This is a genomic window from Acinetobacter sp. S4397-1 (assembly GCF_024129285.1).
Classification (GTDB): Bacteria; Pseudomonadota; Gammaproteobacteria; order Pseudomonadales; family Moraxellaceae; genus Acinetobacter; species Acinetobacter lwoffii_C.
Genome location: NZ_JAMXXZ010000007.1, coordinates 1 through 15,844 on the forward strand (window position 1 = coordinate 1; position 15,844 = coordinate 15,844).

Consider the following 15,844-nt stretch of genomic DNA (forward strand, 5'->3'; position numbering starts at 1 on the left):
CTTCAGCAAAGATGGTGTATTTGGCATGCAGCTCATAGCCCGGGGTGAAGTTATGCGTCGGTTCGCCATCTTTGCCAATGCCCATGTCACCGGTTTGAATACCTTTCACCGTGCCATCTTCATGGTAGAGAATTTCAGCAGCTGCAAAGCCCGGGAAAATGGAGACTTCCAGCTCTTCGGCTTTCTGGCCTAACCAGCGCACCACGTTGCCGAGGGAAATGACATAGTTGCCATCATTATGCATGGTTTTTGGCACCATCCAGTGCGGAGCCTGTTTGGAGGTGGTTTCAGACAGCAGGAAGAACGTTTTGTCTTCAGTGACGGGGACATGAAGAGGCGCTCCCTGTTCTTTCCAGTCAGGGAAGAGTTCATTGATGGCACGAGGTTCGATAATTGCACCGGATAGGATGTGGGCACCGACTTCGGAGCCTTTCTCTACGACACAAACGGACAGATCGTTCAGGTTGTTTTCAATTGCAAGTTGACGGATTTTAATTGCCGCAGAAAGACCCGCAGGGCCTGCACCTACGATGACTACGTCAAACTCCATCGATTCACGTTCGATGTGTTCCATGTAGGACTCCTCATATGTCTATTCGGTGGCAACCATAATCAGCTGATTGGGTGCTGCCATGAGTGTTCTGAATTCCTAGACACAAAAATGCTAGTGTCTTTCATAATCTGGGCTAGTATAGTTTTAAACCCGGTTTTAGCCAATTGGCTGAAACATATTATTTTTCCGTCATTAAGGTCTTCTTTTATGGATAAGCCAATGCCAAACACGAATCCGACGAAAAAATTAACTGATCGTGATGATAAAAACTTAATGGACATCGCACAATACTTAAAAGATGCACAGGGCAGTCACAAAAGGTCAATCCCCCCTCTGGAGCAGTGGCAGCCAAAGCATTGTGGCGCAATGGATCTCAAGGTTTTGGCCAACGGCGAATGGTGGCACGAAGGTCAATTGATCAAGCGTCAGCCGATGATTGACCTGTTTGCAACGGTGCTCTGGAAAGAAAACGATAAATTCTATCTAAAAACGCCGGTGGAAATGATTGAAATTGCAGTAGAGGACGAGCCTTTATTTGTCAATCAGGTTGATCAGGTCGAGATTGAAGGCAAAACCTATCTGCAGTTGAGCACCACGACCCAGGACCTGATAATTGTGGATCAAGCGCACCCGGTATTCATGCGGGAATATCAGGGCGAACTGCGTCCTTATGTGCATGTCCGTTTTGGAATCAATGCCCTGATCCAGCGTGCTGCCTTTTTACATCTGGTGGAAATGGGAGAGCTCAGTGAAAATGCTGCCGGTGAAACCGTTTTAAGCTTAAAAAGTGGTGATTTAGACTTGCATTTGAGTACCTGAGGTTTAAGCTTTGCTTCAGGTATTTTGACACATCAATCCATTATCCCTTATGAGCGCCATTCAACCAGTTTCTTCAGTTCTTCAACCCATGCCTGAAGCGAGTGCAGATGCACCGATTGGTATTTTTGATTCGGGTGTTGGCGGCTTGTCAGTCGCTGTAGAAATCGCCCGTTATCTGCCGAATGAGCGTTTTATTTATTATGCCGATACTGCACATGTGCCTTATGGAGCACGGGATGATCAGGAAATTCGCAACCTGACTGCCAAGGCTGTGGACTGGCTGTATCGTCAGGGCTGTAAAGTTGTAGTGGTGGCCTGTAATACGGCATCTGCTTTCAGTCTGGATTATTTACGTGATTACTATGGGGAAAACTTTCCGATAATCGGTTTAGTGCCTGCTTTGAAACCTGCTGTGCTCAATACCCGCTCCAAAACAGTTGCGGTTCTGGCCACGCCTGCCACATTTCGCGGTCAACTGATTAAAGAAGTTATAACCCGGTTTGCCGAGCCTGCGCAGGTTCGCGTCCTGCCAGTAACCAGTCTGAAGCTGGTTCCTTTTGTAGAAGCCGGAGAGCAGCGAAGTGCGGCCTGTCTGGAAACTTTAAAACAGATTTTACAGCCTGTTGTCGATCAAGGCGCCGATTATTTAGTCTTAGGATGTACACATTACCCCTTCCTAAAACCCTCAATTCAGTATATTTTTGGTCATAAGCTGACACTAATTGACTCAGGATTGGCAGTAGCGCGACAAACCGCCCGTATTTTGATTAAAAATGGGTTACTATTTGAGCATGGTGATCAGCAAAACTTGAAAATTAGACTGGTTGTGAGTGGGCAGAATGCTGACCAGCTTCAACCTGTTTTACAGCGCCTGATTCCAGCTGATCTCAGCTGGCAACTTAGCAATATGGATACTTGATTCCAACCGGCGCAGTAAAAATTATTTCTATAAATTTGGAAAAGTATTTTTTAATACTGGGGGAGTCATAGGCTGCAAATGCGAAAGCTTTTTTGTGCCTATGCGGTAGAAGAGGATAACCCATGCTCGATAAACGCTATCAGGTATTCATTTCCACTTCTGGGGCAGACATGCAGCCAGAGCGGATTATTTTGTCTCAAACACTGGTGGGTATGGGGTTCTTTTCCTGGGGACTGGAACAGCGTACTCCGCTCAATACGGCATTTGCACGCCGCCAGATTGATGACTGTGATTATGTCGTGATCCTGCTGGGCAGCCAATATGGGGAGCAATCGGTTTCCGGTGTGGGCTATATGCACTTGGAATATATTTATGCGGTCGCGAAACAGAAGCCTATAATTGTCTTTATGCATGAGGACCCGGACTCACGTGATCCTGATCTGCATGATAGCAAGCCGGAATTAAAAGAAAAATTTAAGGAATTCCGTCAGTTACTCCAAAATGAAGCAGATCAGGTGTTTAGGTATCGCAGCCTGCGTGATCTGGAAATGGCGGTACGTCTGAATATGTCACAAATTCTGGAGCATTATCCGGTAGCGGGCTGGGTGCGTCCGCAAAATACCCAAGCCTTGCATGATGAAATTGACCAGTTGAAGACCAGGCTGGCGCAACTGGAGCAGGAAATGGGAACACGCGAAATTGATCCATTTCTGAGCCTGCCTAAAGTCTCCATGCATGAGCTACTTTCTTTTGAATATCGTATGCATGCCTATCAGGACGGTAACTTTAAAGAGTTGAAAGTCCAGAAAAAATTGACCTGGGCACAATTACTGCAGATCTTGGGCTCGACTTTTATCAATCCAACGCCTGAAGAATTTTTTTCCAAACGCATGAATGAATATTTAAATGAAACCGGTCTGGAAGATGCCCACGCAGAAATGCCACGTGCACATGCAGTGGCTCGCGCCCAAATCAATATCCGTGCACTGCATAGCATAAAAATGCAAATGCGCCAGAATGACTGGATTATTCCTTCGGGTCGTGATGATCGCCAGCGTCTGCTTTGGCAGGTGACCCCAAAAGCACGTAAACTTCTGGACAGTCAGTTATTGGGTAAAGATCGTACTTTTCCATATAAGTCAGCCTATTAATCTATATAGAGAATAAGGTAAAAGCTGTTAAAGTAAGCGGGTTGATACCATGACGGATGCACTGAATGTTTTCTACAGCCAAACCTAAAGTCTCGATTATATTGGCAAATTTAGGCACGCCAGATGAACCGACCGTGCCAGCGGTACGCCGTTTCCTGAAACAGTTTTTGTCTGATCAGCGCGTAATTGAAATTCCCAAACCAATTTGGCAAATCATTTTGCGTTTATTCATTCTGCCTTTTCGTCCCAAGCGTGTTTCTCATGCTTATGCGCAGGTCTGGCAGCAGGACTCTCCCATGCGTGAGATTCTGTTGCAGCAGGTCGAGGCTGTAAAAGCCCAGCTGGCCGCGCGTTATCCACAGTTTGAGCTGAATGTGGTGCCAGCCATGACTTATGGCAATCCCAATATTCAAGATGTGCTCCATCAGTTATCGGCCCAGCCCCAAGACCATATTATTCTGTTTCCCTTATTTCCCCAGTATTCGGCGACATCGACTGCGCCGCTATATGATGCGATAGCGAACTGGATTCCCAAACAGCGTAATCTGCCAGGTATCTCGATGATTCGGGACTATTATCAACACCCACTTTTTATTCGCTCTTTAGTGCAAAGTGTGCGGGATTATCAGGCAGTACATGGACAAGCAGAAAAGTTATTGATGTCTTTTCATGGTATTCCGCAGCCTTATGCAGATAAAGGCGATCCCTATGCCGATCGTTGCCGGATTACCGGTCATCTGGTTGCGCAGGAACTGGGCTTGACTGAAGATCAATATGCGATCAGCTTTCAGTCGCGTTTTGGCAAGCAGGAATGGGTCAAGCCCTATACCGATGTACTGATTGAAGAGTGGGCCAGACAAGGGGTGAAATCCGTGCAGGTCATGAGTCCGGCTTTTTCAGCAGATTGTCTGGAAACCCTGGAAGAACTGGCCATCCAGAACGCCGAGCTGTTTAGCTCGCTAGGTGGTGGGCAGTATAGCTATATTCCGGCGCTGAATAATCGTGAAGATCATTTGCAATTGCTCAATACGTTGTTAGAAGCTAATCTTGAGGCGTTGACTCAAACTCTTGCCCATTAAAATATCTCGAGGTATTTCGTTCTATGCTACAAGTCAAAATTGTTCCTGTAACGGCCTTTCAGCAAAACTGTTCGATACTTTGGGATACGGACACTCAAGAAGCTATTTTGATCGATGCAGGAGGAGAGCCGGAAAAGCTGGTAGCTGAGGTGGAAGCACTGGGTGTAACGGTCAAAGCCCTGTGGCTCACACATGGTCATCTGGATCATGCCGGTGCAGTAGGTGCCCTACAAAAGAAATGGAATATTCCGGTTATAGGCCCGCATCGTGAAGACGCATTCTGGCTTGACATGATTCAGGAAGTTTCTGCACGTTATGGCTTTCCGATTCCTGAAAAAGTCGAGGTGACCCAATGGCTGGAAGGTGGGGAAGTCTTGCAACTGGGTGATGAGGAATTTGAAGTCCGCTTTGCACCAGGTCATACCCCGGGCCATGTCATGTTCTATAACCAGAATCATGGCTTGTTATGGACCGGTGATGTGCTCTTTAAGGGTTCAATCGGCCGTACGGACTTTCCACGAGGCGATCATCAGCAATTACTGGACTCGATTCAACGAGAATGTTTTAGCTTACCTGATGATACTCGCTTTATTTCGGGGCATGGGCCCATAAGTAGCATTGGTTTTGAAAAACAGCATAACCCTTTTGTGGCGGGAAAGGCGGGTTAAAATAACAGGCTAATTGTTAAAAAGACCAGCATTCGCTGGTTTTTTATCTGGAAAAAGGATTGTTAGGAAGCTGACGGGCTTGCATAGGCAATAACCCGCTTAGAAAGGCAAATAAAAAGCCTACCACAATAAACAGAACAGTTTGCTGAAAAATTCCAATACTCAGGCAAAGAAGGGCCAAGAAACACATCCCCATAAAAACAGCTTTTAAGAGGATATAGCCCATATGAATGCTCTAAAAATAATGTAATGGTTAAGTTCAGAGTAGGAATGTGATTAGGCGATCAATATGGTTAACTTGCGTTTAATTTTCGCTTAACTTGATCTGGTTTATATGAGTATGCCAGCTATATTTCTATCTAGGGATAAGGAAAAAAAAGCAGACTTTCTCCGGTTTTAGTCTTCTGGAGCATCGGCTTGAGGCGCATCTTGGGTGGGCAGTTTATAGTCTTCATTGGCCCATGCCCCCAGATCAATCATTTTGCAGCGCTCTGAACAAAAGGGACGGAATTCATTATTTTCCCAAGTGGTGAGTTTGCCACAACGTGGACATTTTAAACTGGTAGACATGGTTAAACTCCCGATAAATATGCAGCTTCGATTAGGCAAATATAGCCGCAGTTGGTAGACTGATGCGGTTTTTATTAGTTTGATCTGATTATGCCGATTCGTCAATTTCAAGCACAGCGTATGCATGCGCCTCGTGATTTTCAAAGTATCAGTCCTGAGCCGATTTGTCTTGAAATCGGAGCGGGCAAGGGAAAACATGCTTTACTCTTTAGCCGGACACATCCGCAGAGTCAATTGATTGCCATTGAACGAACCCGGGAAAAATTTCTGGCCATGCAAAAACAGCATGCGCTTGAAGGTCAGGCCAATCTGCAACCGGTTCATGCCGATGCGCTACCGTGGATTGTACATGCACTTTATCCGCAGCAAGTGGAACAGTGTTTTATTTTATATCCCAATCCGGAGCCGCATAATCCGGCACAGCGCTGGTTAAATATGCCATTTTTTGAATTCTTGTTATCCCGTTTAAAAAGCGGCGGTATGATCACTTTGGCCAGTAATATTCCGGAATATATTGCGGAAGCAGAACAGCAGTTAGTGCAAGTCTGGCAATTGCCATTTAAAAAAGAAGTGATTGCTCAGGATTCGGCGCGTACACATTTTGAAATTAAATATTTGGAGCGGGGGGAACTGTGTCAGCAGTTAATCATTCGTAAACCAGAAGGTTATATCACCCGCTTTGACGAGTTTCAGCCTCTGCAAGGCCAGAACGCTCAAGTGATGGAATAATTTGCATGAGCCAGCGTATTGCAATTGTCGGTGCAGGTCCGGCCGGATTGATGGCGGCTGAAGTATTAAGCCAGTGGCATTATGAGGTGCATGTATATGAGCAAAAACCTTCGGCAGCGCGCAAGTTTTTAATGGCAGGAAAAACGGGGCTGAATATTTCCCATGCTGAACCTATTGAGCAGTTTATTCTGCGTTATGATCAGGCCGACTGGCTGGCGCTGTGGCTAAGACAATGGGATGCTGCCTGGATTCAGAACTGGATGAAAAATTTGGGGATTGAACCTTATATTGGCTCCTCAGGCCGGGTCTTTCCCACCGAAATGAAGGCTGCACCGTTGCTGCGTGCCTGGTTACAGCGTCTGACCGAGCAAGGCATTCAGTTTCATTATCGGCATCAGGTGGAACAGGTGCAGCAGCAATACCTGCAACTTCAGGATATGAAGACTAAGCAAAGCCGGACCGAAGCGTTCAATGCGATTATTCTGGCCTGCGGGGCAGTCTCGTGGTCGCAGCTGGGCAGTGATGGAGCATGGCAAAGCTGGTTAGCAGCTGAAGAAGTGGAGCCATTTCAGCCGAGTAATGCCGGGGTGGAGTATGTCTGGTCCCAGTTTATGCAGCCTATGTTCGGACAGCCGCTAAAGCGTGTGGCGGCCTGGGTAGGGCAGGGAGATAAAAGCACTGGCGATATCGTTATTAGTCACTATGGTCTGGAAAGTGGACTGATCTATAAACAGGGCCGGGGGCTGCGTGAGCAATTAAAAGCTGGCCAGCCGATGCTGCTTGAGCTGGATTTATTTCCGGATCAAACGGTAGAGCAGCTGGCCAAAAAACTGCAACCCGGCAAAAAACAGTCTCTGGCCAATGTCTGGCGTAAAGCGGGTCTGGAAGGAGCAAAAGCCGCCCTAGTGCGAGAACTGGTGGCGAAATCCATCTGGCAGGATGCAGACCAATTGGCCCAAAAAATCAAACAGCTGTCTATCACTTTAAGTGGCTTTCGGCCAATTGAAGAAGCAATCAGCTGTGCAGGCGGAGTCAAGCGTGAAGCGCTTTCGGAACAGCTGCAACTCAAATCCAATCCGCAGGTATTTCTTTGCGGCGAGATGCTGGATTGGGATGCACCGACCGGCGGCTATTTACTGACCGCCTGTTTTGCCACAGGGCGTGCAGCCGGAGAAGGGGTGCATCAGTTTCTGTCGAATTAAAGCCGGGCTGAATAGCTAAAATCAGACCAGAAACGGCTCAAATCCCCGGCTTCCTGTGGAGATGAAAAACAGTTTAATTCTGGGTGGTTTTTGCTGGGGGCTGCGTATTTTGAGGATACTGCAAGCGCCAATGTTCTAACTGTTCCTGAGCATGCAGATATTTACCCAATCCCTGTACATTCTTGCTGGCTTCAGTGACAGTGCTGGCCTGACGCTCTGAACGCTTCAGTAGCTGTTCCTGATGTTCCCAGTATTGATACATCAAGCCCTGAATATAGCGGCCCTGTTCAGTTTTAAGCTCCAGAGCCTTGAGCATGTTCAGGGCAGAACGAACATGGTCACGCTGACGTTGCTGGATAAATTCTTCAGTCAGATTTTCGTCTTTGCGCATCTGGTTCATTTCTGCTTCCAGATCCGCACTCATTTCCTGAAAGCGTAGCTCATAGTCCGTTAATACAGCAATGTCATAAGGATCATCAGCCGTTTGGGGGAAGGTTTTGACCGGATCGGTTTGTAGTTCTTTCATTACTTGTTCTGAGGCAGATGAATCTGGACTCGGCTCAGTATTTTCTGTATTTTTCTGATCACAGGCCATGAGAAATATGGCACTGCTCAAAAGCACAGTGCGTGTCATCCATTGCATTTTATTCATGATCAAATCCTGTTTTTAGTCACTTCGCTGAAATACATATACATAAGTCCGATAGGGAAAATCTATCAGATCGTGGGCTTGTTTGGTCGTATATTGTTCAAGCAGCTGTTCAAATTTCTGTTTAAGCTGCTGCTGCTGTGCCTCTGGCATCGCTGCGATAAAACTGGTCGATAGCAGACGCTTGGACACCACCTGTTCCACAGGACCATGCTGCATGTGCTGCATATGGGTTTCTGCATACGGCTGGAACAATGTTTGTTGTTTAAATACCTCCTGCCATTGGCCATGATGAAAACGTGGCGTCTTGCCTTCCAGGGGTGCGATATAATCTGCGAGAGCTTTTACCCAGTCTATCTCAGTATCACGCTGGTTCCAGACCAGAACCAGATAACCCTGCGGTTTAAGTACCCGATAAATGTCTTTTAAAGTATCCAGATTGGCAAACCAGTGAAATGACTGTGCACAAAACACGGCATTCACGCTATGATCCGGCAAAGGAAGCTGATGGCTCAGACCTTCCAGGGTATGAATATCTGGATGGGCCTGTTGCAGTTGGTTTAGCATTTCCGGCACAGGATCAATCGCCGTGATCCGACTGCCGAGCGGACGTAAGGATGGAATAAATTTTCCCGTCCCACTGCCGAGATCTAAAAGATGCGCATCCTCTGGCAACGACAGGGTGGCGGCCAGCCAGCGGCTGAGATCTGCCGGATAGTCAGGCCGGACCTGCTGATAAAGCTCGGCCGCTGCACTAAATCCCTGTTGCGCTGCAGGATGTAATGATTGTGTCATATTTTGCGCTTTTTAATCTTTTTCATCGTTATAAAATAGCATATTCACTTTTTCGGTCGCATTCATTGACTGAATTGTTGCCGAAGGGTTCGATTAACCAGCACGGGAAAGTTATGGATAAGCAGATTGTTTTTGAAGATGAGCATATACGTGCGGTTTTTATGCCGGGATCATCTTCAGAATTGATTTTTTCATTTGGAGATTTGATTACCCGTGCGAAGGGCTTGAGTATCAATGCCGAGAAATCCTTGGCAAAATTTGAATTTAATGTACTCGGTATTATGCCTAAGCATAAATCCTGGTTTCCACAAGGTTCCATGTGGAACATGTTGCAGGCTATTGCCGAGCTGATTGCACCTTTTCAGCAGAGGATTGCCTATGGCGGCTCGATGGGCGGCTATGCGGCAATCAAATATTCCAATGCCTTAGATGTACAGCGCGTGGTGGCCATGGTGCCGCAATATTCGATTGATCCTCAAGATGTCGAAGATCGCCGTTATAACATGTTCTATCAGCCGGAGCTTAATCAGGGCATGCGGATTGAAGTAGAAGATGTCAGTGCAGCGCGTGAATATATTATTATCTACGATCCTTATTGCGCCGAAGACCGTGCCCATTATCTGAAATTGCAGGCGGTCATTCCGCAGCACCATGTCTTGCATTTGCCTTTTACCGGCCATGATGCCATCGCTGTGCTGGCCAGTTCCGAGTTGCTCTATGACTTTCTGGTACGGGATTATGATGCCAGCTATTTTTACCAGAAAATGCGCAAGGTCAAGAAAAACAGCAAGTTCTATTATCGTAAGGTGATCGAAAATATCCTGCCGCGCCATCGTCAGGCCCTGGGACGCATTTTAAAAAATAACGATCTGCTGCTGGATACCCAGTTTTTTGATGCGGCCCAGAAACAGGTCATTTTGCGGGAATTACTCAGCAATAAACAGGTAGATCAGCAGGATCTGCTGAAACTGGGGATTCATTTGAATCTGCCGCAGGAAAACCGTCAGCTATTGCTGGATGCCTATGGTCATGGGCTGGTGTTTAATGTGATCAGCAATAAAATTGAGAGCTATGCGGATGGCGCGATTGCGCTGAACCATAAATTCCTGATTCCGATTTATGCCAAAGGCAACGGCTTGTTAACGATTAGCCTGAATGATGAGCGCTATCTGGTGGTGATGAATGACCGGCATATCATGAAACTGGTCAAGGAACAGGATACGCTCAGTCTGGGCATGCATCCTATTTTAATGAAGCGCTATGAAGACTTTTATATCTTCAGCTATAAACAGCTCAATCTGAGTACCAATGAATATGGCGCAGCCAGCTTTGTGGATTCAAGTGACAAGAATGTACAGTTTGTGACTAAAAATGAGCTGGATTAACCAAAAAAAGTTAATCTAAAACAAATATTTGACATAAAGCTAAGGTGGCTTAAGATGTATTTAGGTGGCAGGCTAGGGGGGCTTGTCACTCCCGAAGCTGAAAACAGAAAGAGGGGATACAGAATGCAGTCTATGTCGATGAAGATTGGTTTGATCCTGACTGTGATGCTGCCAAATCTGGCCTATGCAGAAAGTGTGCATCCTAAAGTTATTTTATTCAGTGCATCTATTATTTTTGTGATTATTCTGGCGATTTATGTGATGTGCAAAATGCGGACTTCCTTGCGTAATTATATTGATAAGCCGCTCGACTAAAAAAACAGGCAGTGAAACGCTAGCACTAACTTGCTTTGTATGCCAATAGCGGTTAAATCATGAGGTTATTGTCGAACAGGAACAAGGGAATTTATATGAACGGCGTTTTTCTGGACTATACATCCTTAGACAAGCAAGATCTGGATATGCAGGCTCTTCGGGCCGCTTTTGATGCACTGACCCTTTATCCGCTGACTTCTGCCGATGTGCTGCTGGAACGTGTGGCCGATGCCGAAGTGATCATCACCAATAAGGTGGTCATCAATGCCGAGACGATCCGGCAGTGCCCCCAGCTTAAACTCATTCTGATTTCAGCCACTGGCACCAATAATGTTGATCTGGCTGAGGCCAGGGCACGCGGTATTGTGGTATGTAACTGTCAGGCGTATGGAACTTCGGCTGTGGCACAGCATACCTTAATGTTGATGCTGAATCTGGCCACTTCATTTTTAAGCTATCAGCGTGCGATACAGCAGGGAGAATGGCAAAAATCTACCCAGTTCTGTTTGCTGGATGCACCGATTGTTGAGCTGGCTGGAAAAACGCTTGGAATTGTAGGTTATGGTGAATTGGGCCAGGCGGTCGCCCGACTGGCCGAAGCCTTTGGCATGCAGATCCGGATTGCTGCCTTGCCTGGTCGTCCTGCGGACGAATCGCGTATTCCATTTGCAGCGCTTTTGCCACAGGTAGATTTCCTCAGTCTGCATTGCCCGCTCACTGAAGATACCCGACATTTAATCAGTCATGCTGAGCTGGATGCGATGAAGCCCAGTGCATTTTTGCTGAACTGTGCGCGCGGCGGCATTGTGGATGAACAGGCACTGGCACAGGCCTTGCGTGAAGGCAAGATTGCAGGTGCAGCCACCGATGTGCTCTCGGTTGAACCGCCTAAAGAGGGCAATGTCCTGCTTGATGCTTCAATTCCGAACCTCATTGTGACGCCACATAATGCTTGGGGCAGTGTGGATGCACGTCAGCGAATCGTGGACCAGTTGCTGGAAAATGTCGAAGCCTTTAAACAGGGCCAGCCGATTCGGCAGGTGAATTGATTCTAGCCACTTGCGTGCAGCTAAAATTTTCCTGCTACACAAGATGTAAAAAGCCCATGAGGGGCTTTTTTTATAGATCAGTCACCGCATAACTGGTGGCTGCGCCTGCCTGCGGTTGAGCTTGTGGCATAGTTGGACTTTCGGTCACTGTTGACGACTGGCTTAAAGGTTGTTGTTGAATGGGTGCAGGTTGTTGAGGATTGCCACCCCACACCTCTTTAGTTTGCTGAATTTTTTGATTGGCCTGTTGAGCAGCCTGCTGGGCACCCTGATCTACTTTTTGTACCGTATCGGAGGTTACGCTCTTGGTATTGTCCCAGGCACGATCGACCCCCGGCTTAATTTTGGCAATACCTTTTTCAGTCACTTCGCCTACTTTTTCGGCAGTATGGATTACGCCTTCCTGCGCCTTGTAGGCAAACACATGCAACAGGTTCGGGTTTTCACCATAGGGTTTAACCGGTTTAGCGGGCTGAGTCGTGGTCTGTGCAAATGCCGGTATAGACAGCATTAAAGCTGCGCTTAAAAGAAGAGGAGTTTTGATATTCATTATGGAGCGACCTCGAATTTGTCTAAGAATGGTCTGAGTTTGTTTTTAGTGTAGCGGATGAAGGGTTGAAAACAATGAATATCCTGTGAAGAAAAAGATATTAAAATAGATAGATTCAAAGCATTGTCATTTTTATAATGAAGAAAAAAGAGGAAGAAATAATTTTAAATTTTAGGCGGCTTAAAGAAATAGCCCTATTTTTTATCAAAATAGGGCCATCCATTTAGTCACATTGGCTCAGGGCATCTTTCGCGAAATGTTCTCTTAAGGTGACAAAGTTCTTTTGTACACCTGCGTCATGCAGATTGAATTTTTGCGCGGTGCTAGTGCCGTCGCGCTGGAAAGTTGCCGAACCGGCATCCATCAAGGTCATGCCTTTAAATGACCATTGTTCAATAATGCGGTTATTTTCAATATCGCCTGTAAATTCAATCACACACTTATCGAGGAATTTGGTCAGTTTTGCCTGATTGTTGGTGGTTTCAGGAGATACCTCGAGGTTTTGTACTTCCTGTAAGACGCCAACTTCAAGCTGCGGAACTTTGGGTGCAGATGTACACGCTGTAATAGCAATACTCGCAAGACCCGTCAAAATAAGAGCTTTAAATTTCATATGATTCTTTCTTGTTGAGTGTTGTTAGGTTGAGTATAGGGAGTTGGGTGGAAAATGACTATAGTTAACCTACAGGGAATAGATAGTAATCGTTATTTACAGTGAGATCTTCTCATTTCAAATTCAAGCTCTTCTAAGTTTGTAATAGCTTTAACCTTATTGCAGAAGGCTTGAGTCAAAATTTCTTTTTGAAGTTGTTGGAGCTTTATTAAATCCTCTACAGTAACAGGAGGGCGATGTTTGCTTTTATCTAATTTACGTTGTTTCAGAATTTGAGCAGGCAGTCTATCTAAAATATAAACTTGATCTAATTGAAATGACTGTAATATATCCTCCTTTACTGCGTATGCTTTACCATTTTTTTCTTCTATAACAGCATGTAATTCAATAAATAGATTGTCATACTTTAAATCTAATTGTTGAATTAATTTAGATAAGACTTTTTGATTGTTATTTAGTTCTACATTATTTAATACCTCAATAGATGTAGGTCTACTAGCTTCCCTTAAAAGATTGGAAGCCGAAGTGCAATAAAAATAAGGGTGCTTCTTCTTAAAATTTTGGCTTAGATATGATTTTCCACTGCCTGATAAGCCAAATAATCCAATGATCATAAATGAGAATTTACTAATAAATTTAGGTCTTCTGAAGCATAGCAAAATGATTGAGGAGCTGTGAAATTTAATTTTTTCAAATCTGATAAAGCAATAGGATTTGTTAATTTATTAACATCTTTGAGTTCCATTAAATAGCAAGATTCTCTACCTTGCATATAATCTTGAAAAAACGCACTAGAAATACATATTTTATCAAAATGATCTGAGGTAATTTGATCTTTTCTAAGATTTTGTATCTTATGCACTTTTGCTATAGCTACTATTGCTTTAACAGGACTAGAACTATAAATTATTAGGTCAGCATTATTTGAAAATTTTTTCCCAATCTTAGTTCTTAGCTCAATAGTCTTTTTCCCTTCAAGAATTAGATTAGTAAATTGCGGTTTTATACTTAGAACAATACTCATAGGGAGGTACTCTTGGGCTACAGTTTAGGATTTTGGCTTGAAGATAAAAGTAATACAAGTCCTGTTGATGGAATATCTGCGAACAAAGTTGAGCTTCATATTAATTATTGGTCTTTGGAAGCTAAACAAGCCTGTAATTATTTAGACATAGGCTTAAGATTAGAATTGGTAAGTAATAATTCATTTAATAGTATCAATTTTTATTTTCCATTTAAGATGGCAAAAGAAAACTATATGGGTAACCTTGGGAGTGTAATTTGTTCTACAGATGAATTAGTAGAACTTATCTTTAATGAACGCCTTGAGTCATCTTTCGAAGGGGTTAATTTTAAAGACATTAATTTTTATGGAGAAAAAAATGACACACTTCGTTTATATAAAGAATTAGATATTGGTAATGAATTAACTAATGTTAAATTTATTCTGGACGAAGAGAATGGAAGCACTCGTATTAAGATCCCTGCAGAAATGCTCGATACGAAGTCAACTAGCCTAGAAGGTAAAACTGTTTATCATTATTTTAGATTTCGTTTACGATTGACTCCTGAGCATGTAAAGATTTTATCTCAAAACTATGAGCCTCAGGATCGTCTAGTTGTAAGTAAATTCGAGAAAATAGAAGTTATAGATTTTCGACTGAATGAGTTAAGAGATCTACCAGCTGCTGTAAGTAATTGTTTGAATAAAAATTTTATTTTAGAACAAATTCATTTCTTTTTAATACGTGATATACATGATGAATTAAAACTTTCACATGCTAAATATAAGCGATGTCGACTCTTAGAAAAAGAAGTTTGGAATCCCTATTTAAAATTTAAAGGTGAGTCGGCTATCTTGCCAGAACAGATGCTGATCTACCATTTTGAAAAGAGTAGTAAAGGAGATAACAAAGAATCAAAACATATTGATAGATTTAATGCTTTTGCTAAGTTTGTACGAGTGAAAGTAACCTTATCTAATATCTTAGTATTCATCTTCTCCGTAATTATGCTAGGTGCTATGGGCAGTCTGTTGGCTACTGTATTTGTGGAGTCAAGACCACTTGGTATATATCACTGGACTAAATATTTGATTTGGCATATCTTGATAGGAATAGGTATCGTATCTATAATCTGTTGTATTGGATACGCTTTTTGGAAAAACAATTTAAAGTTTCAATGGCCAGTAAAACGACATTAAAGAAAGACTACATTTTTTTACCTGTTTATGCATAAAAAACTTGTATTGTAAATTTATAACTATATCATCGTGATCTTAGTTGTATGGGGGTGAGTATGCAAAAGAGCATCTATCGTTTAGACCAAATTTTTAAGTGTGAAGTCATGCCTCATGATTTTAATACTCTAAAACTTTTGAGTCAGGATATAGAAGCTTTAACATATCTTTATCCTGAAATTAAGAAATGGTATTGGAATGTATTTGCTAAAGGTTTTGCTGGAGCTGAACGAGAAATCATTCTGGCAAAAGACAATTATGGTCAATTAGCTGGTTTTTCTCTATTAAAAAATAGTTTTTCTGAGAAAAAAATTTGTACCTTTTACATTCTGCCAGAATTTAGAGAGTCCGGTTTGGGCAAAAAACTTTTACCTCTAGCAATTGAGTTAGTTGGAGAAAAAGAAGTTGGTATTACAGTTTCTGAATCAGTAAATAGTTCTCTAAATGCTTTGCTATCCTCTAATAATTTTGTAATCGAAAATATTGAAACGGGTTTATACCTACCTAAGCAAAAAGAATTTATTTATAAATTAGCTTAATAAAAACCCGCTCTAAAGCG

General features: G+C 43.7%; 20 protein-coding genes. 12 read left to right on the forward strand and 8 right to left on the reverse strand.

Annotation, left to right across the window (positions count from 1 at the left end; translation table 11 throughout):
* On the reverse strand, nt 1–574 hold a 574-nt coding region (locus tag NI467_RS05560; protein WP_253151534.1), incomplete at its 3' end, for an NAD(P)/FAD-dependent oxidoreductase.
* A 186-nt stretch (nt 575–760) separates the two neighbouring features.
* Between NI467_RS05560 and NI467_RS05565 the strand changes: the two genes are divergently transcribed.
* The 5 genes from NI467_RS05565 to NI467_RS05585 all read left to right on the forward strand — a co-directional run bounded on the left by NI467_RS05565 (nt 761) and on the right by NI467_RS05585 (nt 5,189).
* On the forward strand, nt 761–1,372 hold the full coding sequence (locus tag NI467_RS05565; RefSeq protein ID WP_174659198.1) for a DUF1285 domain-containing protein: 612 nt from the start codon (nt 761–763) through the stop codon (nt 1,370–1,372).
* 49 nt (nt 1,373–1,421) lie between these two features.
* Entirely contained in the window at nt 1,422–2,291 is an 870-nt protein-coding gene (gene murI, locus NI467_RS05570) for a glutamate racemase (RefSeq protein WP_151208155.1), read from the forward strand.
* Nucleotides 2,292–2,413: 122 nt separating this feature from the next.
* Nucleotides 2,414–3,442, forward strand: a complete 1,029-nt coding sequence (locus NI467_RS05575) for a DUF4062 domain-containing protein (RefSeq protein ID WP_253151536.1) — start codon at nt 2,414–2,416, stop codon at nt 3,440–3,442.
* Between the two features lie 65 nt (nt 3,443–3,507).
* The gene (hemH, locus tag NI467_RS05580; protein ID WP_253151538.1) at nt 3,508–4,521 is read left to right on the forward strand and encodes a ferrochelatase; all 1,014 of its coding nucleotides are present in this window, start codon (nt 3,508–3,510) and stop codon (nt 4,519–4,521) included.
* Between the two features lie 23 nt (nt 4,522–4,544).
* Complete coding sequence (locus NI467_RS05585) at nt 4,545–5,189, forward strand: MBL fold metallo-hydrolase (protein ID WP_151208158.1); 645 nt, start codon at nt 4,545–4,547, stop codon at nt 5,187–5,189.
* A gap of 396 nt (nt 5,190–5,585) precedes the next feature.
* Here the strand turns inward: NI467_RS05585 and NI467_RS05590 are convergent, their stop codons facing one another.
* Nucleotides 5,586–5,759 (reverse strand): DNA gyrase inhibitor YacG, encoded by a 174-nt coding sequence (locus NI467_RS05590; RefSeq protein WP_174659203.1) that lies wholly within the window; start codon nt 5,757–5,759, stop codon nt 5,586–5,588.
* Between the two features lie 84 nt (nt 5,760–5,843).
* Between NI467_RS05590 and NI467_RS05595 the strand changes: the two genes are divergently transcribed.
* Together NI467_RS05595 and NI467_RS05600 are read left to right on the forward strand one after the other, a co-directional pair.
* On the forward strand, nt 5,844–6,488 hold the full coding sequence (locus NI467_RS05595) for a tRNA (guanine-N(7)-)-methyltransferase (RefSeq protein ID WP_253151754.1): 645 nt from the start codon (nt 5,844–5,846) through the stop codon (nt 6,486–6,488).
* 5 nt (nt 6,489–6,493) lie between these two features.
* On the forward strand, nt 6,494–7,690 hold the full coding sequence (locus NI467_RS05600) for a TIGR03862 family flavoprotein (protein WP_253151540.1): 1,197 nt from the start codon (nt 6,494–6,496) through the stop codon (nt 7,688–7,690).
* Between the two features lie 73 nt (nt 7,691–7,763).
* Here NI467_RS05600 and NI467_RS05605 read toward each other — a convergent pair whose 3' ends face one another.
* Both NI467_RS05605 and NI467_RS05610 read right to left on the reverse strand, forming a co-directional pair.
* Nucleotides 7,764–8,342: a hypothetical protein gene (locus NI467_RS05605; protein WP_253151542.1), complete on the reverse strand. Its 579-nt coding sequence runs from the start codon at nt 8,340–8,342 to the stop codon at nt 7,764–7,766.
* 15 nt (nt 8,343–8,357) lie between these two features.
* Nucleotides 8,358–9,134, reverse strand: a complete 777-nt coding sequence (locus tag NI467_RS05610; RefSeq protein WP_253151544.1) for a class I SAM-dependent methyltransferase — start codon at nt 9,132–9,134, stop codon at nt 8,358–8,360.
* A gap of 113 nt (nt 9,135–9,247) precedes the next feature.
* Between NI467_RS05610 and NI467_RS05615 the strand changes: the two genes are divergently transcribed.
* From NI467_RS05615 to NI467_RS05625, 3 genes are all read left to right on the forward strand, one after another.
* Nucleotides 9,248–10,519 (forward strand): hypothetical protein, encoded by a 1,272-nt coding sequence (locus NI467_RS05615; protein ID WP_174659206.1) that lies wholly within the window; start codon nt 9,248–9,250, stop codon nt 10,517–10,519.
* Between the two features lie 123 nt (nt 10,520–10,642).
* Entirely contained in the window at nt 10,643–10,834 is a 192-nt protein-coding gene (locus NI467_RS05620) for a hypothetical protein (RefSeq protein WP_253151545.1), read from the forward strand.
* A 95-nt stretch (nt 10,835–10,929) separates the two neighbouring features.
* Nucleotides 10,930–11,883 carry a 2-hydroxyacid dehydrogenase gene (locus NI467_RS05625; protein WP_151208166.1) on the forward strand — a complete coding sequence of 318 codons (954 nt, stop codon included), beginning with the start codon at nt 10,930–10,932 and terminating at the stop codon, nt 11,881–11,883.
* Nucleotides 11,884–11,953: 70 nt separating this feature from the next.
* Here NI467_RS05625 and NI467_RS05630 read toward each other — a convergent pair whose 3' ends face one another.
* From NI467_RS05630 to NI467_RS05645, 4 genes are all read right to left on the reverse strand, one after another.
* A complete protein-coding gene (locus NI467_RS05630; protein ID WP_151205130.1) occupies nt 11,954–12,433 on the reverse strand; it encodes a hypothetical protein in 480 nt (159 codons plus the stop codon).
* Nucleotides 12,434–12,656: 223 nt separating this feature from the next.
* Nucleotides 12,657–13,046, reverse strand: coding sequence for a hypothetical protein (locus NI467_RS05635; RefSeq protein WP_253151547.1), 390 nt, complete (start codon nt 13,044–13,046; stop codon nt 12,657–12,659).
* 92 nt (nt 13,047–13,138) lie between these two features.
* Nucleotides 13,139–13,660: an AAA family ATPase gene (locus NI467_RS05640; RefSeq protein ID WP_253151549.1), complete on the reverse strand. Its 522-nt coding sequence runs from the start codon at nt 13,658–13,660 to the stop codon at nt 13,139–13,141.
* A complete protein-coding gene (locus NI467_RS05645; RefSeq protein WP_253151562.1) occupies nt 13,657–14,070 on the reverse strand; it encodes an ASCH domain-containing protein in 414 nt (137 codons plus the stop codon). The genes NI467_RS05640 and NI467_RS05645 overlap by 4 nt, the downstream gene beginning before the upstream one ends.
* 12 nt (nt 14,071–14,082) lie before the next feature.
* On the opposite strand from NI467_RS05645, the gene NI467_RS05650 reads away from it, so the two are divergent.
* Together NI467_RS05650 and NI467_RS05655 are read left to right on the forward strand one after the other, a co-directional pair.
* Complete coding sequence (locus tag NI467_RS05650) at nt 14,083–15,249, forward strand: hypothetical protein (RefSeq protein ID WP_253151564.1); 1,167 nt, start codon at nt 14,083–14,085, stop codon at nt 15,247–15,249.
* A gap of 95 nt (nt 15,250–15,344) precedes the next feature.
* The gene (locus tag NI467_RS05655) at nt 15,345–15,824 is read left to right on the forward strand and encodes a GNAT family N-acetyltransferase (RefSeq protein WP_253151566.1); all 480 of its coding nucleotides are present in this window, start codon (nt 15,345–15,347) and stop codon (nt 15,822–15,824) included.
* Nucleotides 15,825–15,844 lie beyond the last annotated feature (20 nt).